21 protein-coding genes, 1 tRNA gene and 1 pseudogene are annotated in these 22375 nt (G+C 70.2%); 12 read left to right on the forward strand and 11 right to left on the reverse strand.

From position 1 onward, the window contains the following. The first annotated feature begins 105 nt into the window (after window positions 1-105). The 7 genes from ACXJMZ_RS07995 (at window position 106) to ACXJMZ_RS08025 (ending at window position 6088) form a co-directional block, all read left to right on the forward strand. Window positions 106-690: a hypothetical protein gene (locus ACXJMZ_RS07995; RefSeq protein WP_457029252.1), complete on the forward strand. Its 585-nt coding sequence runs from the start codon at window positions 106-108 to the stop codon at window positions 688-690. A gap of 11 nt (window positions 691-701) precedes the next feature. Next, window positions 702-1406: a DNA methylase gene (locus tag ACXJMZ_RS08000; protein WP_457029253.1), complete on the forward strand. Its 705-nt coding sequence runs from the start codon at window positions 702-704 to the stop codon at window positions 1404-1406. Then, window positions 1403-1762: a hypothetical protein gene (locus tag ACXJMZ_RS08005; protein WP_457029254.1), complete on the forward strand. Its 360-nt coding sequence runs from the start codon at window positions 1403-1405 to the stop codon at window positions 1760-1762. Before ACXJMZ_RS08000 ends, ACXJMZ_RS08005 begins: the two co-directional genes overlap by 4 nt. 67 nt (window positions 1763-1829) lie before the next feature. After that, complete coding sequence (locus ACXJMZ_RS08010; RefSeq protein WP_457029255.1) at window positions 1830-2702, forward strand: bifunctional DNA primase/polymerase; 873 nt, start codon at window positions 1830-1832, stop codon at window positions 2700-2702. Between the two features lie 75 nt (window positions 2703-2777). Continuing rightward, window positions 2778-4025, forward strand: a complete 1248-nt coding sequence (locus ACXJMZ_RS08015) for a DUF3631 domain-containing protein (protein ID WP_457029256.1) — start codon at window positions 2778-2780, stop codon at window positions 4023-4025. 219 nt (window positions 4026-4244) lie between these two features. Beyond that, on the forward strand, window positions 4245-4523 hold the full coding sequence (locus tag ACXJMZ_RS08020) for a DNA-binding protein (protein WP_457029288.1): 279 nt from the start codon (window positions 4245-4247) through the stop codon (window positions 4521-4523). Between the two features lie 56 nt (window positions 4524-4579). Beyond that, window positions 4580-6088 (forward strand): tyrosine-type recombinase/integrase, encoded by a 1509-nt coding sequence (locus ACXJMZ_RS08025; RefSeq protein ID WP_457029257.1) that lies wholly within the window; start codon window positions 4580-4582, stop codon window positions 6086-6088. A 118-nt stretch (window positions 6089-6206) separates the two neighbouring features. On the opposite strand, the gene ACXJMZ_RS08030 is transcribed toward ACXJMZ_RS08025, so the two are convergent. From ACXJMZ_RS08030 to ACXJMZ_RS08040, 3 genes are all read right to left on the reverse strand, one after another. Next, window positions 6207-6280, reverse strand: a tRNA-Pro gene (locus ACXJMZ_RS08030). Window positions 6281-6379: 99 nt separating this feature from the next. After that, entirely contained in the window at window positions 6380-7321 is a 942-nt protein-coding gene (locus ACXJMZ_RS08035) for a metallophosphoesterase (RefSeq protein ID WP_457029258.1), read from the reverse strand. A gap of 150 nt (window positions 7322-7471) precedes the next feature. Further along, entirely contained in the window at window positions 7472-8125 is a 654-nt protein-coding gene (locus ACXJMZ_RS08040) for a hypothetical protein (protein WP_457029259.1), read from the reverse strand. Window positions 8126-8291: 166 nt separating this feature from the next. Here ACXJMZ_RS08040 and ACXJMZ_RS08045 point away from each other — a divergent pair, with 166 nt between their 5' ends. From ACXJMZ_RS08045 to ACXJMZ_RS08065, 5 genes are all read left to right on the forward strand, one after another. After that, on the forward strand, window positions 8292-9635 hold the full coding sequence (locus tag ACXJMZ_RS08045) for a sugar phosphate nucleotidyltransferase (protein ID WP_457029260.1): 1344 nt from the start codon (window positions 8292-8294) through the stop codon (window positions 9633-9635). A 124-nt stretch (window positions 9636-9759) separates the two neighbouring features. Next, the gene (locus ACXJMZ_RS08050; RefSeq protein WP_457029261.1) at window positions 9760-10452 is read left to right on the forward strand and encodes an SDR family oxidoreductase; all 693 of its coding nucleotides are present in this window, start codon (window positions 9760-9762) and stop codon (window positions 10450-10452) included. A 113-nt stretch (window positions 10453-10565) separates the two neighbouring features. Next, entirely contained in the window at window positions 10566-12686 is a 2121-nt protein-coding gene (gene glgX, locus ACXJMZ_RS08055; protein ID WP_457029262.1) for a glycogen debranching protein GlgX, read from the forward strand. Beyond that, on the forward strand, window positions 12683-14845 hold the full coding sequence (locus tag ACXJMZ_RS08060) for an AGE family epimerase/isomerase (RefSeq protein ID WP_457029263.1): 2163 nt from the start codon (window positions 12683-12685) through the stop codon (window positions 14843-14845). Before glgX ends, ACXJMZ_RS08060 begins: the two co-directional genes overlap by 4 nt. A 79-nt stretch (window positions 14846-14924) precedes the next feature. Then, entirely contained in the window at window positions 14925-16139 is a 1215-nt protein-coding gene (locus ACXJMZ_RS08065; protein ID WP_457029264.1) for an IS701 family transposase, read from the forward strand. A gap of 360 nt (window positions 16140-16499) precedes the next feature. Here ACXJMZ_RS08065 and ACXJMZ_RS08070 read toward each other — a convergent pair. From ACXJMZ_RS08070 to ACXJMZ_RS08105, 8 genes and pseudogenes are all read right to left on the reverse strand, one after another. Further along, window positions 16500-16808 (reverse strand): annotated as a pseudogene (locus ACXJMZ_RS08070) (NAD(P)-binding domain-containing protein); the annotation flags it as partial. Between the two features lie 98 nt (window positions 16809-16906). After that, a complete protein-coding gene (locus tag ACXJMZ_RS08075; protein ID WP_457029265.1) occupies window positions 16907-17791 on the reverse strand; it encodes a TMEM175 family protein in 885 nt (294 codons plus the stop codon). Between the two features lie 142 nt (window positions 17792-17933). After that, window positions 17934-18623 carry an SDR family NAD(P)-dependent oxidoreductase gene (locus tag ACXJMZ_RS08080; protein WP_457029266.1) on the reverse strand — a complete coding sequence of 230 codons (690 nt, stop codon included), beginning with the start codon at window positions 18621-18623 and terminating at the stop codon, window positions 17934-17936. Window positions 18624-18645: 22 nt separating this feature from the next. Further along, window positions 18646-19332, reverse strand: a complete 687-nt coding sequence (locus ACXJMZ_RS08085) for an EthD domain-containing protein (protein ID WP_457029267.1) — start codon at window positions 19330-19332, stop codon at window positions 18646-18648. A 35-nt stretch (window positions 19333-19367) separates the two neighbouring features. Next, entirely contained in the window at window positions 19368-19676 is a 309-nt protein-coding gene (locus tag ACXJMZ_RS08090; protein WP_057234017.1) for a muconolactone Delta-isomerase family protein, read from the reverse strand. A 43-nt stretch (window positions 19677-19719) separates the two neighbouring features. Then, window positions 19720-21192, reverse strand: a complete 1473-nt coding sequence (locus tag ACXJMZ_RS08095) for an ankyrin repeat domain-containing protein (RefSeq protein WP_457029268.1) — start codon at window positions 21190-21192, stop codon at window positions 19720-19722. Between the two features lie 38 nt (window positions 21193-21230). Further along, complete coding sequence (locus ACXJMZ_RS08100; RefSeq protein WP_457029269.1) at window positions 21231-21662, reverse strand: VOC family protein; 432 nt, start codon at window positions 21660-21662, stop codon at window positions 21231-21233. After that, window positions 21659-22339 carry an SDR family oxidoreductase gene (locus tag ACXJMZ_RS08105; protein ID WP_457029270.1) on the reverse strand — a complete coding sequence of 227 codons (681 nt, stop codon included), beginning with the start codon at window positions 22337-22339 and terminating at the stop codon, window positions 21659-21661. Before ACXJMZ_RS08105 ends, ACXJMZ_RS08100 begins: the two co-directional genes overlap by 4 nt. Window positions 22340-22375 lie beyond the last annotated feature (36 nt).

Below are 22375 nucleotides of genomic sequence, written 5' to 3' on the forward strand. Positions count from 1 at the left end.
GGGCCGGACAGCACGAAGCCCCGCAGCAGCCGCCTGATCTTGGCAGAGAGCTGGCTGCTGCGGGGCCCTTCCCGATCGCGTACGAGACGAGATCAGAGGTCCAGCATGCCCCAGAACACCGCCTTCGACGAGCACACCATCGCCTACACGGACGACGCGTACGACCGCGAGCGCGCCTCCGACGGCCACTCCCGCTACGGCGCCTACCTCGCCGACCGCGCCGAGCAGTTCAGCGACCTCGGCGACCCGCTCACCCCCGTCGAGTTCGCGATCGCCGCCTGGCGCGTCGCCACCAGCCCCGTCATGAGCCCCGGCTACGTCCGCGTCCGCCATGACCTCACCGGCCTGACCACTGGCCGCGACGACGAAGGCAACCTGCATCTGCGGCTCGAACTCCCGCTGCCGCACCGCGCCTTGGCGATCCGGCCCAGCTCCCGCCCGGCGGACTGGGACGCCCGCAGTGACCGCTGGAACCCCTGCCCGTGGAGCCTGCTGGTCGAGCCGGAGGCCATCACCCGGCCCACCCTGCTGACCACCGCTGCCCTGTTGCTGCCCGTCCCGGTCGCCGACCTGGTCGCACCCACCAGCGGCTACGACCGGCAGCGGACCACCAAGGAGGCCAAGAGCGCCGTCCAGGCGCTCGTCCGGCACGTCAACGCTCACGCCCACCTGATCGGGGCGCTGCGGTGACCGCCAGGCGGGTGCCCAACGGGCTCACCGTGCTGGATGCGTTCTGCAACATCGGTGGCACCGGCACGGGCCTGTACCGGGCGGGGTTCGACGTGGTCGGCGTCGATATCGCCGAACAGCCCAACTACCCGTTCCCGTACGTCCAGGGGGACGCGGTCGAGTACATCCGTGCGCACGGCGCCGACTTCGACCTCATCTCGGCCGGGCCGCCGTGCCAGTTCGACTGCACGCTCACCGCCGGCACCAACCAGGCGCGACGAGACCGGTATCCGGACCTGTTGGAGCCCACCCGGGCCGCCCTCGAAGCGGCGGGCCGGCCGTACGTGATCGAGCAGCCGCCCGGCCGTGCGTCGCGCCGCATGCGAGTCGACGTCACCCTGTGCGGGGAGATGTTCGGCCTGCGCGTGATCCGGCACCGCAACTTCGAGCTGGGCGACTGGACCATGCCCCAGCCCGCACACGTCGCCCACCGGGGGCTGACCATCGGCTACCGCCACGGGCGGCGCGTCACCGAGCAGGAAGGCCGGTACTTCCAGGTCTACGGCGAGGGCGGCGGCAAAGGCACCATCACGCAGTGGCAGCAGGCCATGGGCATCGACTGGACCGACGTGCGCCGGGAGATCGCCGAGGCGATCCCGCCCGCCTACGCGGAACTGATCGGCCGTCACGCCGCTGCCCAGCTCCTCGCCATCCAGCCGACGGAGGTCGCCGCGTGAGCGCCCCGTCGCAGGCCGCAGCCGGTCTCTGGCAGGACGTCATGGACAAGCACGGGCACCGCTGTTGCTGCACCGGGCAGTGCGGCAAGAAGCACAAGGCCGACGACGCCACCACCCGCTGCCCCCGCGAGGACGGCGGCCACGGACACCGGCACGGCGGCGGCACCGTCCGCCTCATCGCCGCCCCCGCCCAGCAGGCCGACCTGCTCCTCCCAGCCCACCGGGCCGCCGCGCTCCCCGCCGGGCGTCTCGCCGCCTGGTGCCCCGCCTGCCACCACGGCACCCTCTCCGCCGCCCGCAAGCAGCACCGCACCACCACCCCGGCCCCCGAGTCGGGCGCCCTGTTCGACCTCTGACCCACCATCACCAGGCCCGCCCCGTGGCCAATCCGGGGCGGGCCCGGTGCTTCCCGAAAGGGCACTGATGACCACATCTCAGGACCCGCTGTCCGCCTTGGCCCTCGACCTCGCCCGAACCGGCCTGCCGGTGATGCCTGTGCGCGAGGGCAAGGGCCCGGTCGGCAACTGCCGCACCTGCCACGGCAACGCGTGCGGCGGCCGGCCGAACATGCTGAACCCCGGTCCCTGCCACTGCCCGCGCCCCTGCCACGCCTGGGCCGCCGCCACCACCAACCCGAACATCCTGACCAGCACCGCGTGGGCCAAGGCCTGGCGGGACGCGGTGGCGGTGGCCTACCACCCGGGCGGCGCCGGGGTGACCGTCCTCGACCTCGACACGGCCGACGCCGTCACCTGGGCCCGCGCCACCCTGCCGACCACGGTCACCGTGGCCAGCACCCGGGGCGAGCACTGGATCTACCGGGGCACCATGCGCTCCTCCAACGGAGTCAGGGACGGCGTCGACATCAAATCCCGGATGCAGTACGCCCGTTGGCTCGGCCACGGAACCGGCACCCTCACCGACCTGCCCGAAGCAGTCCGCACACTGGCGGACAGGGAAGACACCAACCCCGCCCCGTCGCGCGGGACGTTGGTGTCTTCCACCCCCGCCGGTGGCTGGTCCCGCACAGCCAGGCCCGGGTGCCGTCACACCGAGCGCTTCATCCGCACCGGCCTCGACCAGGGCCTGGCCCGCATCCGCTCCCACCGCGAGCACGGCGCCGGCACCGCCGCCCACAGCGCCGCCCGATTCCTCGCAGCCCAACACCGCACCTGCCCCGGCCCCTGCCACCTGGACGACGCCGCAGCCGAACTGGTCGCCGCCGCCGAGTCCGTGGGCGTCCCGCACGCCTACGCGCTCCGGTCCGTCACCCGGGGCCTCGACCACACCCGTTAATGCCCAAGGGGCGGCCGTCTCTCTCGCGAAGACACCGGCCGCCCCTGGGCTCCGCCATACGAACGGAGAACCAGCATGACCGATCCCACCCCGCCCGCACAGGAGAACGGCGCCGACCTCCTCGACGCCGTCGAAGCCCACCACCGCCGCTTCAACGCCTTCCCCTCCGAGCACGCCTACGTCGCCGTCGTCCTGTGGGACGCCCACACCCACCTCATGGACTGTTTCGAGGCCACCCCGCGCCTGGCCTTCCTCTCCCCGGAGCCCGGCAGCGGCAAGACCCGCGCGCTGGAGATCATCGAGACCTTGGCGCCCCGGCCGCTCACCACGGTGGACATCAGCCCCTCCGCACTGTTCCGCTCGATCGCCGACGGCGACGCCCGGCCCACCGTGCTGTTCGACGAGATCGACACCGTCTTCGGCCCCAAAGCCGCCGGAAACGAAGACCTGCGCGGCCTGATCAACGCCGGATACCGCCGCACCGGCGGAGTCATCCGCAGCGTCCGCGACGGTGACAACCACAAGGTCCAGAAGTTCCCCGTCTACGCCGCCCTCGCCGTCGGCGGCCTCGGGGACCTCCCGGACACCATCATGAGCCGCTCCGTCGTCATCCGGATGCGCCGCCGCGCACCCAACGAGACGGTCGAGCAGTTCCGCCAGCGCATCCACGAGCCCGAGGGCCACGCCCTGCGCGACCGGCTCGCCACCTGGGCCGACAGCGTTCGCGAGCAACTGGCGGGTGCCTGGCCCGAGATGCCCGACGGCGTCACCGACCGGCCCGCTGACGTGTGGGAGCCCCTGCTCGCCGTCGCCGACGCCGCCGGCGGGTTCTGGCCCGCCCGCGCCCGTGCCGCCTGTCTCCACCTGGTCAACGCCGCCAAGGCTAACGACAAGGGCTCCACCGGCATCCGCCTGCTCGCCGACCTGCGCGACATCTTCGCCGGAGCCGACCGCCTCACCAGCGCCGTCATCATCGAACGTCTCACCGGCTTGGATGACGCCCCCTGGGCCGACCTCGACGGCCGCCCCCTCAACACGCGCACCCTCGCCCGGATGCTTGGGGACTACGTCACCGCTGCCAACCAGCCGATCCGTCCCCGCAATATCAAGATCGGCACCTCCGTCCCCAAGGGCTACTACGCCGAGGATCTCGCCGATGCCTGGCTGCGTTACTGCCCGGCCTATCCCGAGGAGTCCGCTACTGCCGCTACCTCCGCTACCGCGCAGGTCAGGGCCCTCTTCTCGGTAGCGGAACCGGTAGCGGTAGCGGATAGCGAACCCGCCTCCGCCGCCCTCCGCCCCGACCTCGTCACCGCCCGGTAGAGCCGCACCTATCCGCTACCGCTACCCCATCCGCTACCACCACACCCCATCTGACCTGCGCGGTAGCGGAGTAGCGGCGGTAGCGGACCTGGGAGAAGGGGACGGGCGGAGCACGCCTAGCCCCGTACGCACCGATGATCGGGAGGATTGATCTTGTCCCAGAACCGGAGTGCGCTACCGACCCTTTACAGCCCAGCCGACATCGCCCAGGCGCTCGGCATGTCGGAGTGGTGGGTCAAGGAACAAGCCCGCAGAGGGCGGATTCCGTTCACGAAGCCGGGCCGTGCCTACCGCTTTACAGCCGAGCAGTACGCCGAGATCATCCGGCTTCTTGAGACAAGGCCGGCCGCTGTATCTGTACCGCAGTCGTGCCAGCCGATGGCCAGACCGGTACCGATCGTCGCGCAGCAAACAGCCGCGCCGACCGCAGCCGTGAGGCTCCGGGCCCGGACCCCGCGTAGGGCCCAGCAGAGCGAGGCGCAGTCCAGCGCGGCCTGAAGTCCGTGCGGCCCGGCGATCTCGCCGGGCCGCATGCCGCTATAAAGGAGAGCAAGTTGGGATACGCCGAGAACCTCGGCAGCTACTGGCGCGGCCGATACAAGGCCGAGCCCGGCAAGTACGCCACGGTCCGCGATGCCGCCGGAGAGGCGATCCGCTTTAAGACCAAATCCGCAGCGAAGAAGGCAGCGGACGCGGAAGAGGCGAAGTTGCTTGCGGGCGTGAAGAAGGTGGCCCCCGAGCGCGTCACCTTCGGCGCCTACGTGAGCCGCTGGTACGAGGCGCAGGACCTGGCCGCCTCCACCATGCAGAACTATCGGCGCCACATCGAGGAGCATCTCCTCCCCACGTTCGAGGACTTCGCCGTCGCGGACATCCTGAGCACGGACATCGCAGCCTGGGAGAAGCGGGAACGCGCCGTTCCCTACGCGGCGTCCAGCGTCAAGACGTGGCGGGCGACGCTGCATCTGATCCTTGCTGATGCGGTCGAAGAGGGGCTGCGTGACTCCAACCCCGCGACCAAGCGGCGTGGACGGGGGAAGCGCGCCGGCCGTTCGCGCAACCGTGGTCCGGAGAAGGCGGTGACGACGGCGCTCGGGATCCTGCTGCTTGCCGAGAGGATGGCGCTGCTCTCCGGCCGGGACGACGAGTTCGTCGCGACCGTACTCAAGGGCTACACGGGCATGCGTTGGGGCGAAGTCGTCGGCATGGAGACCGAGTTCATCCGGCCCAAGAGCGTCCGGATTGAGTGGCAGCTCTACGAGCTGGACACGGGGGAGCTGCACCGCTGCCCGCCGAAGGACGATTCCTATCGGGACATCGACACTCCCGACTTCCTCGGAGCGCTGCTGGCGGATCACATCACCCGCACTCGGCCGAGGCCATGCGAGTGCCACGGGCTGACGTACGCCTTCCAGGGGCACGGCGCTGCCAACGGGTCGGCCAGCCGCCCGGGGGCGAAGCTGGTCGATGTCGCCCGGCGCTCCGGAGTCTCGACCGGAACGGTCTCCAACGTCCTGAACCGGCCCCACGCCGTGGCGGACCCGACTCGCCTCAATGTCCTGGCGGCCATCTCCGAGCTCGGGTACGTCCGCAACGCGGCGGCGGGGGAGTTGGCGGCACACTGGCGGCGCTCCGGTTTCGCCACCTGGCTGTTCCAGCCGGCCGCCACCGGTGTCTACCCCAAGCGCGGCCAGCATGAGGCCCACCCGGTGCCTGTGGTTGCCGAGCCTTGGCCGGGGATCCCGGCTCGCGGACGTGGAGCCTCGGGGCGCGCGGAGGCGTGCTGGCTGCCGATCGCTCCGGGGCTGACCCCGCACGGTCTGCGGCACACCCACAAGACCCTGATGCGGGAGATGGGCACTCCGCCGAAGCTCATGGACGAGCGGATGGGGCATGAGGACGGCTCGGTGCAGTCCCGCTACGACCACATCACCGCGACGATGCGGCAGACGCTCATGGCCGCACTCTCGGAGATGTGGGAGGAGGCATTGGAGGCACGCCGGGCGATGAATCCAGGTTCTCCTGTAGCCGTCCTCGACGTCTTGCTGAAGGCCCGTCAGTAGGAGCAGCTCTGGAGGCGGATTCCATGATCTTCTCCAGGATTTCTCCAGAGACACCCCTGAGAACCAGTCAGGGCCGGTCTCCCTTGCGGGAGACCGGCCCTGAGCTGGTCTTACTGGGTCGGGGTGGCGGGATTTGAACCCACGGCCTCTTCGTCCCGAACGAAGCGCGCTACCAAGCTGCGCCACACCCCGGTCCTGCTTCGTTGCTCTCCGTCTCCGGTGCAACGAGTAGAACTCTACCGGACGGTCGCCGAGAGACGAAATCCGGTTTCCCGGGGCGCTGAGGAGGGGTCAGCGGCGGGGCGTGAGGGTGAGCAGGGTGGCCTCGGGGGGGCAGGCGAAGCGGACGGGGGTGTAGCGGTTGGTGCCGCAGCCGGCCGAGACGTGCAGGTAGGACTGGTGGCCGCCGGCCCGGTGGGCGGAGAGGCCCTTGACCCGGCGGGTGTCGATGTCGCAGTTGGTGACCAGGGCGCCGTAGAAGGGGATGCAGAGCTGGCCGCCGTGGGTGTGGCCGGCCAGGATCAGGGGATAGCGGTCGGCGGTGAAGGCGTCCAGGACCCGGAGGTAGGGGGCGTGGACGACGGCGACCGAGAGGTCGGCGTCCGCGGACGGGCCGCCGCTGACCTCGGTGTAGCGGTCGCGGCGGATGTGCGGGTCGTCCAGGCCGGTGAACTCGACGTCCAGGCCGGCGAGCTTCAGCCGGCCGCGGGTGTTGGTGAGGTCGAGCCAGCCGGCCGCGTCGAAGCCGTCGCGGAGGTCCTCCCACGGGTTGTGGACGGCGCCGGTGATGCCGCGTCGGCCGGAGCCGTCGGGGTTGTTCAGGCCGTGCACGCCGCTCTTGAGTGCTGCGAGGTAGCGGGTGGGGCTCTTCGGGCTCGGGCCGTAGTAGTCGTTCGAGCCGAAGACGTACACGCCGGGGAAGTCGAGCAGCGGGCCGAGCGCGTCGAGCGTGGCGGGTACGCCGAGCGGGTCGGAGAGGTTGTCGCCGGTGTTCACCACCAGGTCGGGGCGGAGCCCGGCCAGGCTCTGCAGCCAGCGCTGCTTCTTGGTCTGGCCGTTGACCATGTGGATGTCGGAGACCTGCAGTACTCGTACCGGCCTGGCGCCCTTCGGCAGGATCGGTACCTCGACCCGGCGCAGCCGGAACGAGCGGACCTCGAACCCGGCGGAGTAGGCGAGGCAGGCGGCGCCGGTGGCGGCGATTCCGAGCGGGACGGAGTACAGAGGTCGCATCGGTCCATGATCTCAGCTGGACGGCGTTCGGACGCCAGGTACTGCCTGCACTGCTGGGCGCTGCACGCGGCTGCGGTGGCTCGGCCTGCGGCCGGACCGATCGGGTAACGGCTTCGAGCAGCGGCGGACGTCGTATTCTGACAGGTCCCGTCAAGAATTCGCGGAAGACGGTGCTTCGATTGTGGGCCAGCCCCGGTCCTTGGCGACCTTCTGCAATTCCGGATCGTGGCCGAGTACGCGTGGATTGCCGACTGCGCAGAGCATTCCCGCGCTTGCGGCGTGATCGCCGTAGCCGAAGCAGCGGGACGCCGACAGTTCCATTGTTGCCATGAGCCCGACAACAATGGCGAGCCGACTATTGGGGGAGCTGGGCCCGGGAGAGTAATAGAGGACGACATCGGCTGCTGCCCCTCTGTAGCCGTCCGGCGACTCTGCGTCGAGAATCGGGAGCAGGAGCACCACCAGGTCGCCCTCGGCCCGGTGTCTGTACATCGCCGCTCTGGCGGGATCGACCGAATCGCCGGTGCCGCCTCTGAGATCGAAGAATGCAGCTCGCCGACTTTGTGGCGCCGTCAATGTCCTTTGGCCGATCCCGCCTGTCACGCCGTGGCCCCCGCTGCTCGTTTCATTGGCCCGCGACCAATGCTGTCTATCGAAAATAGCGCATTGGGTGATCGAACGGCCACGGTGGATGACGATTATTTGATCGGGGAAAAGGAGGGAGAAACACGTCTGATTGCTCGGAAATGCTCCCAGCGAGTCGCGATCACGACGATTGGGGAAATTCGCCGGAGGCTGGCTCATATGGGGGCGTGACGGTCCAAATGGGCTCTGAACCGACACGGTGGGAGCCGCTCGGCAGTGGCTGCCGGCCTGCCGAGGGGTCGAATTAACTGGGGGATTGACAAGATTTGACAGCGCATGTTGAATCTCGAAGGACAAGGTTGCCGATGCGAGGCGAAGGAACGCGATGGCCGGGGGAGACGGTGACACGGTCGGGATCATCCTGGCCGGAGGCAGAGGTGAACGGGCCAAACCGATCACCTTGGAAGCCACTGACTACATCCGCAGTAAGGCGCTGATCCCGTTCGCCGGGCGCCGACTCGTCGAGTGGGTGATCGACGCCTGCCGTGAGCAGGGCATCCGTCGGTTCTACGTGGTCGCGCAGGGGCTGGAGAACCGCAGCCAGGTCAAGCTCCTGCTCGGTCACGGCGAGCGGTACGGAGTCGAGGTCAGGTACTCGCGCTCCAGCTTCGACCGGTACAACGTCGGCTCCGGCGCGGCCACCCTGCACAACCTGGAGCAGTGGGACCTCACGGGTGAGGCGCTGGTCCTGCCGGTCGACTCGATCTTCGACTTCTCGCTGGCGGAGCTGCGGGCCACCCACCAGTCCAACGACGCGCTGGTGACGGTGGCGGCCGTCGCCCGCAGCCCGATCGAGGTGGCCGGCAAGTACGGCGCCGTCCAGACCGACCCCGACGGTCGGGTCACCGGTTTCGTGGAGAAGCCCAACCTGGCCCAGGTGCACGAGTTCTTCCCCGGTATCAGCGGAGACAGCTGTGGGCTCATCCCGACCAACGCGGGGATGTACCTGATCGACTGCGGGCGGCTGCGGGCCGCCGCCCGGGAGCCGAAGCTGATGCGTCAGGCCCAGCAACGGCTCGACTGGGGCGGGGAGTTGCTGCCCTGGCTGGTGCGCAACGGCCACCCGGTGGCGGCGCACCACATCGCCCGGCTCGGCGACCTCGGCAACGTCGAGGACTACCTGGTCACGCTGCGGAACGTGCTGGCGGGCGACTACCCGCAGATGAACCAGCTGATGACGGCGCCGCACAGCGAGCGCCCGCGTTTCTGGGTCCACGAGAGTTCGCTCGGCACCCGCGACGACGTCACCGGCACCACGCTGGCCGACAAGATCGCCAACGGCACGGTGCAGATCGGTGCGGGGGTCAGGATCGGCCGCCACGTCACCATCGGCGCCGACGTCCGGCTGGAGTACGCCGACATAGGGGACGGTGCGGAGGTCCGCGAAGGAGCCAGTCTGGTCGGCGCGTCCTGCGGCGACTCGGCGGTGATCGGCCCGTACGCGGAGATCAAGGACAGCTATGTCGGACCGATGGTGGAGATCCGCTCGGAGCGCGCGCAACCGGTGCGCCTGGACGGCTTCTCGGCCGTGGGCGACGGGGCGTTCCTGTGGCCGGGGACGCGGTTGTCGGGGGTGAGTGTCTACCCCCGGTTGAAGGTCCCGGCGATGGCCAACCTGCCGTCCGGGACGGCACTGACCAGCTCCGACGACATCCTGCGCTGGGTCTGACCGGCCCGGCGGCGGGACAGCTCCGGCGGCGTGACCGGCCGGTGGAGTGACAGGTCCGGCCGCGGGCTTCTCCTGCGGCCGGTGAGCGACGGGGCAAGGCTTCGAGCGCAACGAGGAGGAACCGATGGACAGCCCGGTAGTGGTGGTCGGCGGTGCCGGCCGACTCGGCCGACTGATCGTGCAGCGCCTGCTGGACCGAGGTGAGAGCGTGCGGGCCATGGGCCGCACGGTGCAACTGGCGAGACGTCACCTGCCGCCAGGCGCAGTGTTCGTCCAGGGCGACGTCCGCCTGCCGGAGACCCTGGCCGGGCCGCTGGCCTGGTCGTCGGCGGTGGTGATCTCGGTCGAGCCGGGCACCGACGACGACGGCCCGAACCGGCCCGAGGCGACGATGTACCTGGGCGTACGGAACGTCCTGGAGGCGGCCACGGCCGCCGGAGCCCGCCCGCACGTGGTGCTGGTGAGCCAGCTGCACGCCACCCACCAGGGGCACCCGTTGAACGCCTACGGCCGGCTGCTCGAGTGGCGCAGGGCCGGCGAGGAACTGCTGCGCGAGTCGGGGCTGCCGTACACGGTGGTCAGACCCGGGTGGCTGATCGACGACCACGGGATGGGCGAGCGGGTCCGGCTGGAGCAGGGCGACCGGGGTTTCGGTCAGGTCGACCGGCAGGACGTCGCCGACGCGGTCGTGCAGGCCCTCTACTCCATCCCGGCGCGCGGCCTCACCTTCGAGCTGTTCAACGAGCCCGGCGCGCGGCTTGCGGACTGGGAGCGGGCCTTCGCCTCGCTCGAGCTGGACCGCGCCCCGGTGGCCTGACAACAGGCCTGAAACGGGCCGGCCGGAACGTCGGCCGAGCCTGCTCCGCCGCTCGATAATCCCCCGTCGCAGCGACAGAAATGACAGAGAAAATGACAATGAGTCATGCGCCCGTGGAAGCGCCCCCGGGGCCGACCGAGGTGAAGGTCGGCCCGGGGCGTCCCCAGCCGCTCGGTGCCACCCTGGATGCCACCGGAGTCAACTTCGCGGTGTACTCCGAGCACGCCACCCAGGTCGAGCTGCTGCTCTTCGACCGGTACGACGCGCTCGCGCCGAGTCAGGTCATCCGGTTGGACCCGGACCACCACCGCAGCTACCACTTCTGGCACTGCCGGGTCGAGGGTCTGACGGTCGGTCAGACCTACGCGTACCGGATGGACGGACCGCACCACACCAAGGACTCGGGCAGCCGCTTCAACCCCCGCAAGGTGCTGCTCGACCCCTACGCGCGGGCCAACGTCAACTCGCTCTGGGAGCGGGTCAGGGCGATCGGCCCCGAGGACAACTGCGCGTACTCGATGCGCAGCATGGTCGTGGACCTGGACGGCTACGACTGGGAGGGTGACGAGCCGCTGCGCACGCCGCTGGCCGACTCGGTCATATACGAGGTGCACGTCGGCGGCCTGACCGCATCGCCGACCTCGCGGGTCACCCATCCCGGCACCTTCACCGGCGTGGTGGAGAAGATCCCGTACCTGAAGGAACTCGGCGTCACCGCAGTGGAGTTGCTGCCGGTCTTCGACTTCGACGAGCGCCAGGTGCTGCGGACCGGTCCGAACGGGACCCCGCTGCACAACTACTGGGGCTACGACCCGTTCGGCTTCTTCGCCCCGCACACCGGGTACTGCTCGGACGCCTGCGAGTGCACCCACATCACCGAGTTCCGCGACATGGTCAAGGCCCTGCACAAGGCGGGGATCGAGGTCATCCTCGACGTGGTCTTCAACCACACCTCCGAGGGCAACGAGCACGGCCCGACCATCAGCTTCCGCGGCCAGGCGAACGAGACCTACTACCACCTGTGGCCGCAGGACCGCCGGCACTACATGGACTTCACCGGCTGCGGCAACGCGATCAACGCCAACCACCCCGCGGTCGCCAAGTTCATCATCGAGTGCCTCGAGTACTGGGTGACCGAACACCACGTGGACGGCTTCCGCTTCGACCTCGCCTCCGAGCTCTCGCGCGGCGCCGAGGGGTACGAGATGGACGTGCCGCCGGTGCTCTGGGGCATCGAGCTGTCCGGCATCCTCTCCGAGACGAAGATCATCGCGGAGCCCTGGGACGGCGGCGGCCTCTACCAGGTGGGCCGGTTCCCCGGGAAGCGCTGGGCGCAGTGGAACGGGCCCTACCGGGACGACATACGCCGGTTCGTGCGCGGCGACAGCGGCCTGGTCGGCGCGGTCGCCACCCGGATCGGCGGCTCCCGTGACCTGTTCGGCAAGAGTGGTGAACTGCCCACCAACAGCGTCAACTTCATCACCTGCCACGACGGCTTCACGCTGAACGACCTGGTCAGCTACAACGAGAAGCACAACCACGCCAACGGCGAGTCCAACGCGGACGGCTCGCACGAGAACTTCAGCTGGAACGGCGGCGTCGAGGGGCCCACCGACGCGTTCGACATCGAACGGCTGAGGATCCGTCAGATCAAGAACCACGTCGCGCTGCTGATGCTGAGCCGGGGCGTGCCGATGATCCTGGCGGGCGACGAGTTCCGCAATTCCCAGGACGGCAACAACAACGCCTACTGCCAGGGCAATTCGATCGCCTGGCTGGACTGGGAGCAGTCCGAGAAGAACACCGAGACCCGGCACTTCTTCCAGGAGATGATCAGCTTCCGGAAGCGGACCAGGGCCGTCCGTGAGCCGCACTTCTTCTCCGGCCGCCGCAACGACCGGGACCTGCCGGACGTCACCTGGCACGGCACCAAGTTGGAGCAGCCGGGCTGGGAGGACTCCGACGCCCGGGTGCTCGCGTTCACGCTGGCCGGGTTCGGCGGGGAGCCGGACACCCACGTGATCCTCAACATGTTCCACTTCGGCCTCGACTTCGAGCTGCCGCGGATCACCGGTCACCAGTGGGCCCGCACCGTCGACACGGCGTTCGAGGGCCCGGCCGACATCCTGCCGCCCGGCACGGAGGAGCCGGTGACCGGCCACACCTACCACGCCCACGGTCGCAGCGTGGTCGTCCTGACCTCGCTGCCCCACGACGGAGGCATCCACCGATGAGCGCACCCGAGACCCGACGTACGTACTCCGACAGCATCGCCGGCTACGTGACGTCCTACGAGCCGACCCGCGAGCGTTTCGGCCTGCGGACCTCCGACGGCCGCGAGTTCACCATCCACCTGGACGGCTTCCTCGGCTCGCAGATCGTCCGCAACCTCGGCGACGAGGTGCGTGACACCTCCGGCGCCACCCGCGACATGCTCGCCGAGGGCCGCTACGTCTTCGTGCACGGCCTGTTCCACCAGTGGGAGGGCGGCGAGCGGATCGAGGCCCGGCAGATCACCTTCCCGGAGGAGAGCCGTGGCACGTACGTCTTCGAGAAGCCCGGCTGGTGGGTGCAGCAGGCCGCCGAGATAGCGGACTTCTACCTGCGCGGGCACTTCCCCGACGGGGTGTACGACTGGCGCAACTTCCGTACCAAGCTGACGCTCAGCGGCACCCACCTGCCGGACTCGGCCGGCCAGGACGTGCGGCAGGAGACCGACACCATCTCCCGGCTGGTCTACGGTCTGTCCACCGCCTACCTGCTCACCGGTGAGCAGCGCTTCCTGGACGCGGCCGAGTCCGGCACCGACTACCTGCGCGAGCACATGCGGGTGAGCGACGACCGGGAGGGCATCGCCTACTGGTACCACGGCATCGACATCACCCCGGCCGGCCAGCGCAAGGTGTTCGCCTCCGAGTTCGGCGACGACTTCGACGCCATCCCGATGTACGAGCAGATCTACGCGCTGGCCGGGCCGACCCAGACCTACCGGATCACCGGCGACCCGCGGATCCTGAACGACATCGACCACACCGTGGCGCTGTTCCACCGGTACTTCGAGGACCACGACCGGGGTGGCTTCTTCTCCCACCTGGACCCGATCACCATGGACCCGCGCTCCGACGCGCTCGGTCGCAACCGGGCCCGGAAGAACTGGAACTCGGTCGGCGACCACGCCCCGGCGTACCTGATCAACGCCTACCTGGCCACCGGCCGGGAGGACTTCGCCGAGCTGCTGGAGCAGACCGCCGACGACATCGCCCGGCACTTCCCGGACGAGCCGGCCAGCCCGTTCGTCCAGGAGCGGTTCCACGAGGACTGGACGCCGGACCGGACCTGGGGCTGGCAGCAGGACCGGGCCGTGGTCGGCCACAACCTGAAGATCGCCTGGAACCTGACCCGGATCCGGGCCCTGCGCGACAAGCCCGAGTACACGGCGCTGGCCGAGCGGATCGCCGAGATGATGCCGTCGGTCGGCAGCGACCAGCAGCGCGGTGGCTGGTACGACGTGGTCGAGCGCCGGGCGGACCCGGACAGCGGTGCGCACCGGCTGGTCTGGCACGACCGCAAGGCCTGGTGGCAGCAGGAGCAGTCGATCCTGGCCTACCTGATCCTGGCCGGGGTGTCCGGCGACCCGGAGCACAAGCGGCTCGCCCGCGAGGCGGCGGCGTTCTACAACGCCTTCTTCCTCGACTACGACGACGGCGGCGTCTACTTCAACGTGCTGGCCAACGGCATCCCCTACCTGCTCGGCACCGAGCGGCTCAAGGGCAGCCACTCGATGGCGGGTTACCACGCGCTGGAGCTCTGCTACCTGGCCGCCGCGTACACCGGTCTGCTGATCACCTCCTCGCCGCTGACCCTGCACTTCCGGCCGCTGCCGGACTCCTTCCCGGACCGGGTGCTGCGGGTCTCGCCCGACCTGCTGCCGCCGGGTTCGGTGCAGATCGACCGGGTGTGGATCGACGACCAGCCGTACGAGGACTTCGACCCGAAGCAGCTGACGGTCAATCTGCCGGTCTCAGACCAGCCGTTGCGGGTGCGGGTCGCGGTCGAGCCGGCCGACATGCGGCTGCGGATCCGCAGCGACTTCGACGGCCGGACGACGCACATCTTCCTGGAGGGCATCGTCGACCTGGAGGAACTGGAGAAGTTCCGCCGCGGCATGAGCGAGGCCCTGTCGGTCGGTCCCGAGCGGGTGGAGTTCCACCTGTGCAAGGTCACCGAGATCGCCCGTCCGGCCATCAACGAGCTGCTCTTCCAGCGCACCAAGGTCGGCCTGGACGTGGACTTCGTGATCGTCGGTTCGGCGCTGCCGGACGTGACCCAGGCGCTGATCGCCACCGACGCCTTCGTGCTGGACCCGGACCACAGCTGCCCCGAACACGCCTGACCCCACAGCGCCTGTCCTCTCCCGCTGACTACGGCGCGGGGGAGGACAGGCCCCTTTTCCGAGACTCCGAAGGACTGTTGTGGCCACGATCGCACACCTCCGCGAAGCACCTGACCGGGAGCAGCAGGACGGGCTCTCCGACTACTGCCGGGAGCTCTTCGCCTGCTTTGCCCGCAGCGACCAGCGCCGGTGGGGCGAGGTCTACCTGCGCGGTCTGCTCCACGGCTCCGGGCGCAGGACTCCGGCGAACATCACCGAAGCGGTGCTGGGGCGACGTGTGGTGCAGCCGATCCAACAGTTCGTCAGCCAGTCGACCTGGGAGTGCAACGACGTCCGGCGCCACCTCGCCGAGCGGGTCAGCGCCCTGACGGCGCCACTGGCCTGGGCCTTCGACGAGGTGGCCTTCCAGAAGAACGGGTCACGGTCGGTCGGGGTGGCCCGGCAGTTCGCGCCGTCGGCCGGCCGGATGATGAACTGCCAGCTGGCGCTGGCCACTTCACTGGTCCACGCGGAGGGGAGCCTGCCGGTCAACTGGCACCTGCTGCTGCCCCGTCAGTGGGACGCCGACGAGCAGCTGCGGTCACAGGCCCATCTCCCGGACGAGCAGCGGCACCGGCCGCGGTGGGAGTACGTCCTGCAGTCGCTCGACCAGATCCTGGAGTGGAACGTCCCCCGGGCTCCGGTGCTCGCCGACTGGTCCAACCAGCCGGACCTCGAGCCGCTGCAGCTCGGCCTGGAGGGCCGGGGTCTGTCCTACCTGATCGAAGTGAGCCCGAGCACGATGCTGTCCGTCCCCACCCAGCCGGGCCGTCCCGGGGTGGCCCGGCGGTCGGTCGCCGACCTGGCCGGTGTCCTCGGCAGCCGGAACGCGGGCACCGTGCTGGCCTGGCGGGACGGCTCGGCGGCCCGGCGCAGGCACTCGCAGTTCATGGTGCTGGGGCTCCCGGGCGGCCCGGCCGTGCTGCCCTCCCGGATGTCCGGCATCCGCCGTCGGCCGACCCGCAACCTGGTGGTGGAGTGGCCGTTCGGCCGCCCGCAGCCGCGTTCGCAGTGGGTCACCAACCTGCCGGCCGACCAGCTCGCCGAGATGGTCGCGCTCGCCGGGCTGCGGCACAGCTCGGGTACGGGCTGCGAACGCCTGCAACAGCGGTACGGGCTGGCGGACTTCGAGGGCCGGTCGTTCCGGGGCTGGCACCACCACGTCACCCTGGCCTCCGCCGCGCTCGGCTTCCACACCCTGCAGGAGCTGGAGGGCGCGGCGGCCGAACCGGTGCTCCAGGCCGAGGTGGGCTGAGCACTGAGCACGAGCGTGGCCCAGCGTGCCCCAGATCCGGAGCCACAGCGGGAGGATCTGCTCCAGGCCGCGGGCGGCGGTGAGGTCGCCGAGATCGATCACCCAGTCCGAGGGCCAGCCGAGGCCGACCAGCAGTTCGGCCGCCTCCTTCCGGGCCGTCTCGTCGTCGCCGCACACGAAGACGTTGTGCGGTCCTGGCACCCGCCGGGGGTCGACCATGACGGCGGTGTTCATGGTGTTGAGGGTCTTCACCACTCGGGCAGCCGGGAACGCGCGCTGGATCTGCTCCCCGAGGCTGTCGATGTTGACCGGGTCCAGGGTGGGCGGCATGCCGCGCGAGAAGTCCAGGGGGTTGGCCACGTCGATCAGCAGCTTGCCCGCGAGGTTGTCGGCGCCGGCGGCGGTCAGCGCGGCCAGACTGGCCGCTCCCGCCGAGGCGTTGACCACCACCTCGGCGCCGTGCGCCGCCTCCGCGAAGGTGCTGAGTCGGATGCCGGGGTGCTCGGTGCTCCACTGCGGATACGGCGGAGTGCCGTAGCCGTCGGGCTCGGTGCGCTCCATGGTCTGCCGTACGTCCCGGGTCCCGACGGTGACCTCGTGTCCGAGGGCGGCGAGGCCGGCCGCGAGGGTCCGGCCGACGACTCCGGTACCGATGACCGCGTACTGCATGGTGGTCCTCCTCCTTCGAAGAACTTACGGGCGTGAACGCCGCTGCCCTGCCGGGTCGGTCAGGACTCGGCAGGGCAGCGGGCGGAACGGACGTGCCGTCAGTCGGCGCGGCCGCAGTTGGTGCAGCGTTCCCCGCCGCCGACCGCCACCGGGACGCCCGGCTGGGGCACGACAATGGGGACTGCACGCAGCTCCGGTGCCGCGTTCGCCTGGGTGGGGGTCGGCTTGCGCAGCGGGGTGGGGGCGGTGCCGGTGTCGTCCTGCTCGTGCGCCCGGTCGGCCGGAGCCGGAGCCGGGGCGGATGCCGTGACGGCGTCCGGCGGCGCGGGCGTCGGCGGTTCGGCCACCGCCCCCATCGTCTTGATCGGCGGCCTGGCCTGTGCGTCGGCCTGGGAGTGCCCGACCGAGCTGAGCACCTCGATCATGTAGAAGAGCAGCAGCACCCCGAAGATGGTGAGGCTGGCCACCGCGCTGATCAGCCCGACCAGGGTGGCGCCCAGATAGAGCACCGGCCCCATCAGGAAGTGACGGCGCATCACGGCGGCCTGTTCGGGCGTGATCATGTTGCCCAGGTGCCGGTGCCCGCGTGAGGCGTACACCCAGATCGCGTTGAACGGGATGCCGCCCAGGGTGAGCGTCAGACCGTAGAACACCGCTGCCGTCCGTCCGCCCTCGCCGGAGCTCATCGCCTCGGCGAGCACGTGGGTCGGGAAGGGGATGAACGCGACGTTCATCAACAGCAGCAGGTTGAACAGCAGCAGGCCCCGGTCGACCTTGCGGATGTAGAACAGCATGGTGTGGTGGTTCATCCACACCATGCCGATGATCAGGAAACTGACGACGTAGGCGCAGTAGGCGGGCCACTCGTGGATCAGGCCCTGGAGCAGCGGCCCTTCCTTCGGCACCCGGATGTCCAGGATCAGCAGGGTGATCGCGATCGCGAACACCCCGTCGCTGAACGCCTCCAGACGGGCGGAGTTCATCTCCACCGGCTCGGGAGCCGTCTCGTGCTGATGCTGATGCTGGACCTGATGTTGCTGACTGCTCTTCACAGTCGACTACCTCCAGGGGAGTCGCCGGCCCGGGGGCACCGGKGTGGGGGACCGGTGCCGCCGGGCTGACTGGCTACCAGGGGATGGGCTTGCGCCCGCGGAAGAAACCGCCGGTGGGGCCGGACTCGGAAAGCTGCGCCAACCAGACCACGGTGTCGGCGCCCTGAGCGACGCTCAGCGGGGCACCGGCGCCGCCCATGTCGGTACGGACCCAGCCCGGGCAGACCGCGTTGACCTTCACCGATGCGGGCACGGTGGAGGCGAGCGTCACCGTCAGGGCGTTGAGTGCCGCCTTGGTGATCCCGTACAGCGGCGGCCCGGGGAGGCCCGCGTCGAGCGAGCCGCCGCCGGAGGAGACGTTGACCACCCGTCCCCAGCCGCGTTCGGCCATGCCGGGCACGAACGCCTGACAGGTCCGGAAGGCACCCACCAGGTTCACCTGCCAGGTGTGCTCCAGCAGGTCCTCGTCGGCGGCGAAGAACCCCGTGGTCGGGTAGACCGCGGCGTTGTTCACCAGGACGTCGACCTGCACGCCGTCGGTGGCAAGCCGTCCGGCACAGGCTCGCACGCTCTCCGCCGACTCGACGTCCAGCTGCTCGACCCGGACCCGGCCGCGGAGCCCCGCCAGGCCGGCCGCGGCGGCCAGGCCGCGGTCGGCCCGGCGGGAGCAGAGGACCACGTCCAGTCCGGCGGTGGCGAGTTGACGACAGGTCTCCAGTCCGATGCCACGGTTGGCACCGGTGACGAGAGCGGTACGGTTCACGGCGGCCTCCCGGCCCGATCGGCTATTCGGCCCCGATGATCCAGTGCTCACGGACCGCCAGCTGGTGGATGTAGCGCGGCTCGGTGAACTCTGCCAGGTCCGCCAGCAGCCGGCCGAACTCCGCGGAGTCCGCCGCCAGGCGCAGTGCCTCCTCGTTCTCGAAGCTCAGCTGGTAGGCGACGTCCAGCAGGGACTCGCCGATCGCGTACGCGCCGTCCCGGACGAAGCCCTGCACGTACCGGACCACACCCGGCACGTCCAGCGCCGTCTTGGCGTGGCCCTCCAGGCTGCGGCGGCGGAAGTCCTCCACCGTGGTCCCGTTGGCGCGCTTGGCCAGGATCACCAGCTTGGTGCCCTCCGGCCGCTCGGTGCCCGGGCCGGCGAGCAGCACCTGAGCGTCGGTGTCCAGCACGACGGTCCGCCAGAAGGCGGCCCAGCGCGGCTCGTCCAGCCGGGCGCCCTCGAGGAACTCGGGGGTCTGCAGCGAGGCCAGCTGGTCCTCGTCGTTGTCCAGCCAGATCTCGGCTATGCCGCTCCAGAGCGGGTCGGCGGGCTCGGGGCCGAGCGGAATGCGGGTGTCCACGCAGTACTTGCGGATCTGCGGGATCTTGGCTGCGTAGTTCGGGGCGTGCACGTCCAGCCAGTAGCGCTGGAACTCCTGCTCGCTCATCCCGGGCTTGGGGTGGGCGAAGATCAACTGATGGATCATCGGGACTCCGTGGTGTGTGGGTGAGGCGGGCCGGGTCAGACCTGGTAGCGCTTCTTGACGTCCTCGGCGAAGCCGAGGTAGTCACGGAGCGGCCAGACCGTCTCGAACTCCAGGTACTCGCGCATCGGCAGTCGGCCGAGCGCGGTGCGGTCGAGCTCCTCGGCGTCCGGGGACTCGATGATGGCGATGACCCGCTTCTGCGCGGCCACCTTCCAGATCCCGACGCAGAACCCGGAGTTGATGGTCTCCTGGGCGTGCTCGGCCTCTTCCTGCTCCAGCTCCCAGAGCTCGTCGAGGGTGATCCGGCCTTCGTGCTTCCACTTCATCTGGACGTAGAACAGCATGGCGATCTCCTGTCGTGGTGCGGGGAAGGGTGGTGCCGGGTGGTCAGGACTTCAGCTCGATCGCGAGCGGGTGCCCGTCGCCGAACACCTCGACCGCGAGGTCGTACGGGAGCTTGCCGTCGTGCCCGACCAGGTCGGTGCGGGCACCGGCGTCCAGCAGGATCCGCACGCAGTCCTCGTAGCCGTGCCAGAGCGCGTCGTGCAGGGGGGTGTAGCCGTTGGTGGCGCCCTGGAAGTCCAGCTGGATGCCCGGCCGGGCGACCAGCAGCCCGGTGATCGCGGCGTGGCCGTTGTAGACCGCCTTGTGCAGCGGGACGGCACCGAAGCACGGCTCCACCGCGTTGACGTCGGCCCCGGCGGCGAGCAGGGCGACGACGATGTCGGTGTGTCCGTCCCGCGCGGCCACGTGCAGCGGGGTGTGCCCGTCGTTGAAGCCGTTCAGCCGGGGGAAGATCTCGTCGACCGGAGCGCCGGCCGCCAGCAGGCCGGGCACCTGAGCGGTGTCCCCGGCCGCCACGGCGGCCATCAGGCGCTGCGACTGGACGGCCGAACTGTCCTGGGAGCGACGGTTGTTGAGGTGCTCCTCGGCCTGCAGCAGCAGGTCCTTGCCGCGGGTGTTGACGTTCAGCTCGTACTCGAAGTGCTGCTTGAGCGAGAAGCCGTAGTGGGTGTAGACCTCCAGGCCGGCCCCCTGGCCGAGCAGGTACCGCACCAGGTCGGGGAACTTGTACCAGAGCGCGTCCATCAGCGGGGTGTGGCCGGTGGTGGGGGCGACCGCGTCGACGAAGGCGCCCGCCTCGACCAGCGCCTGGGCGACCTCGACGCTGCCGCCCTGGCACGCCTTGTGCAGGGCGGTGGCACCGGCCCGGGTGTCCGCGGTCAGCGGGTCCGCCCCGGCGGCGAGCAGGGCCCGGACGGTGGCGGCGTCGGCCTGGCCGGCCGCGGTCATCAGCGCGGTCAGCCCGGTCGCCTCGTCCCGGCTGCCGGGGTCGGCACCCTGGGCGATCAGCAGGTTCACGGCCGTGGTGTCCCCGGCGCGGACGGCCTCCAGCAGCGCCAGGCTGCTGTGCGTGCTGCGCGCGCCGTGGTCGCCGCGGAGCGCGCGGACGATCTCGGACGGGTCGGTGTACGACTTCCAGCGGACGATCCGGCCGTTCCGGACGGTCAGCCACTGGATGAACTCGATCTCGAACGGCAGGCCGTTCTCCTTGACCACGGACCGCTCGTGGATCACGCCGGCCGCGTTCTCGCCGTCGACGCTCAGCCGCACCAGCACCTCCTCGCCGACCTCGACGAGGGAGGTGAAGACGCCGAGGCTCGCCAGGACGGCGTCCTTGCCGTGCAGGGTCCCGATCCAGGGCATGTCGTCGTTGTAGCCGGGCACGGGGGCATAGTTCACCCACTCCACGTCATCGGCCAGGCAGTCGAGGGCGGTGGGGAAGTCCCCGGTGGTCAGTGCGGTGAACCAGCGCTCGGCCACCGCGCGGGTGGCGGCGCTCAGCTGCTCTTCGCTCATGTGCAGGCTCCTTGTGGGCGGCTGGTGCCGACGGGTCGTCAGAGCCAGTCGGCTTGGATGAACTCGATGTAGTGACCTTCGAGATCGCGCACGAACAGGGCCCGGACACCGAGCACGGGCACCTCGGCGATGTCGGTCACCGGCTCGACGCCGCGCTCGCGCAGCTCGCGTACGGTCTGGTCCAGATCGCTGACGTAGAAAGCGAGTTGGGTGAGACCGTGCAGTGCGCCGTGGTTCGGCGGGGCCGGCCGCTGCAGCGAGATGCCGTCGGTGACCTGGAGCAGCTCCAGGGCCAGCGTGCCGTTGCTGAGGTAGGCGACCTCGGCGCCGAACTCGGCGAAGGTGTGCCGCCGGACGGTGTGGAATCCGAGCGCCTCGGCGTACCAGGTGGCGGTGGCGTCCAGGTCGGCGACCGAGAGGCAGCCGGAGAGGGTCAGCGCGGGTATCGGCCGGGCGGCGGCGGTGCTCATTCGGCCACCGCCGGGGCGGTGTGGTCGAGGGCGGCGAACAGGGCCGGCCAGTCGGTGGCCGCGCTGCCGGACTCGTTGTAGATCTCGAACGTGATCCCCGCGCCTGCCGGGGTGTACAGCGACTGGACGACGGCCTCGGCGACGTCGTCCCGGCAGATCTTGCCGTCGCCCGTGTCGCCCTGCTCGAGGCGGACCTGGTTGCCGGCGCTGTGCCGGTCGGTCAGCCAGCTGGGTCGCACCACGCTGTACGGCAGGCCGGACTCGCGGACGGCGTCCTCGCCGGCCAGCCGCCAGTCGAGCAGCCGGCCGTAGCTGTTCATCGAGTGGCTGCGCCGGGTCACGTAGATCTGGCTGACCAGCGCGAAGTGCGGGCGGTTGCCGTCGGCGGTGGCGGCGGCGAGGGCGTTGCGGACGCCGTCGAACATGGTGGCGCGCGGGCTGTCGGGGCCGGAGTCGGACGTGCCGGGCTCGACCACGTAGACCACGGCCGAGACCCCGGCCAGCGGCTTGACCAGTGAGCCGGCGTCCCGCACGTCGCCCTGGACGAACTCGGCGCCCTGGCCGTGCCGGGCACCCCGGCTGAGCACGCGGACCGATTCGCCGCGCTCGAGCAGCTTCTGCACGACGAGGCGGCCGGTGCGGCCACGGCCGCCGATCACCGCGATGGGGCTGTCCATGAAACCTCCAGGTGTGCGGCAGGTCAGGGGTGACCG

It is taken from the genome of Kitasatospora sp. P5_F3 (assembly GCF_054049135.1).

Excerpts from the sequence above, each read along its gene's own strand:
- ACXJMZ_RS08105 (WP_457029270.1), bottom strand. The coding sequence starts at position 22,339 with ATGGACAGCCCCATCGCGGTGATCGGCGGCCGTGGCCGCACCGGCCGC.
- ACXJMZ_RS08075 (WP_457029265.1), bottom strand. The coding sequence starts at position 17,791 with ATGAACTCCGCCCGTCTGGAGGCGTTCAGCGACGGGGTGTTCGCGATC.
- ACXJMZ_RS08010 (WP_457029255.1), top strand. The coding sequence starts at position 1,830 with ATGACCACATCTCAGGACCCGCTGTCCGCCTTGGCCCTCGACCTCGCC.
- ACXJMZ_RS08090 (WP_057234017.1), bottom strand. The coding sequence starts at position 19,676 with ATGCTGTTCTACGTCCAGATGAAGTGGAAGCACGAAGGCCGGATCACC.
- ACXJMZ_RS08085 (WP_457029267.1), bottom strand. The coding sequence starts at position 19,332 with ATGATCCATCAGTTGATCTTCGCCCACCCCAAGCCCGGGATGAGCGAG.
- ACXJMZ_RS08020 (WP_457029288.1), top strand. The coding sequence starts at position 4,245 with ATGTCGGAGTGGTGGGTCAAGGAACAAGCCCGCAGAGGGCGGATTCCG.
- ACXJMZ_RS08060 (WP_457029263.1), top strand. The coding sequence starts at position 12,683 with ATGAGCGCACCCGAGACCCGACGTACGTACTCCGACAGCATCGCCGGC.
- ACXJMZ_RS07995 (WP_457029252.1), top strand. The coding sequence starts at position 106 with ATGCCCCAGAACACCGCCTTCGACGAGCACACCATCGCCTACACGGAC.
- ACXJMZ_RS08095 (WP_457029268.1), bottom strand. The coding sequence starts at position 21,192 with ATGAGCGAAGAGCAGCTGAGCGCCGCCACCCGCGCGGTGGCCGAGCGC.
- ACXJMZ_RS08040 (WP_457029259.1), bottom strand. The coding sequence starts at position 8,125 with ATGAGCCAGCCTCCGGCGAATTTCCCCAATCGTCGTGATCGCGACTCG.
- ACXJMZ_RS08035 (WP_457029258.1), bottom strand. The coding sequence starts at position 7,321 with ATGCGACCTCTGTACTCCGTCCCGCTCGGAATCGCCGCCACCGGCGCC.
- ACXJMZ_RS08045 (WP_457029260.1), top strand. The coding sequence starts at position 8,292 with ATGGCCGGGGGAGACGGTGACACGGTCGGGATCATCCTGGCCGGAGGC.
- ACXJMZ_RS08050 (WP_457029261.1), top strand. The coding sequence starts at position 9,760 with ATGGACAGCCCGGTAGTGGTGGTCGGCGGTGCCGGCCGACTCGGCCGA.
- ACXJMZ_RS08015 (WP_457029256.1), top strand. The coding sequence starts at position 2,778 with ATGACCGATCCCACCCCGCCCGCACAGGAGAACGGCGCCGACCTCCTC.
- ACXJMZ_RS08100 (WP_457029269.1), bottom strand. The coding sequence starts at position 21,662 with ATGAGCACCGCCGCCGCCCGGCCGATACCCGCGCTGACCCTCTCCGGC.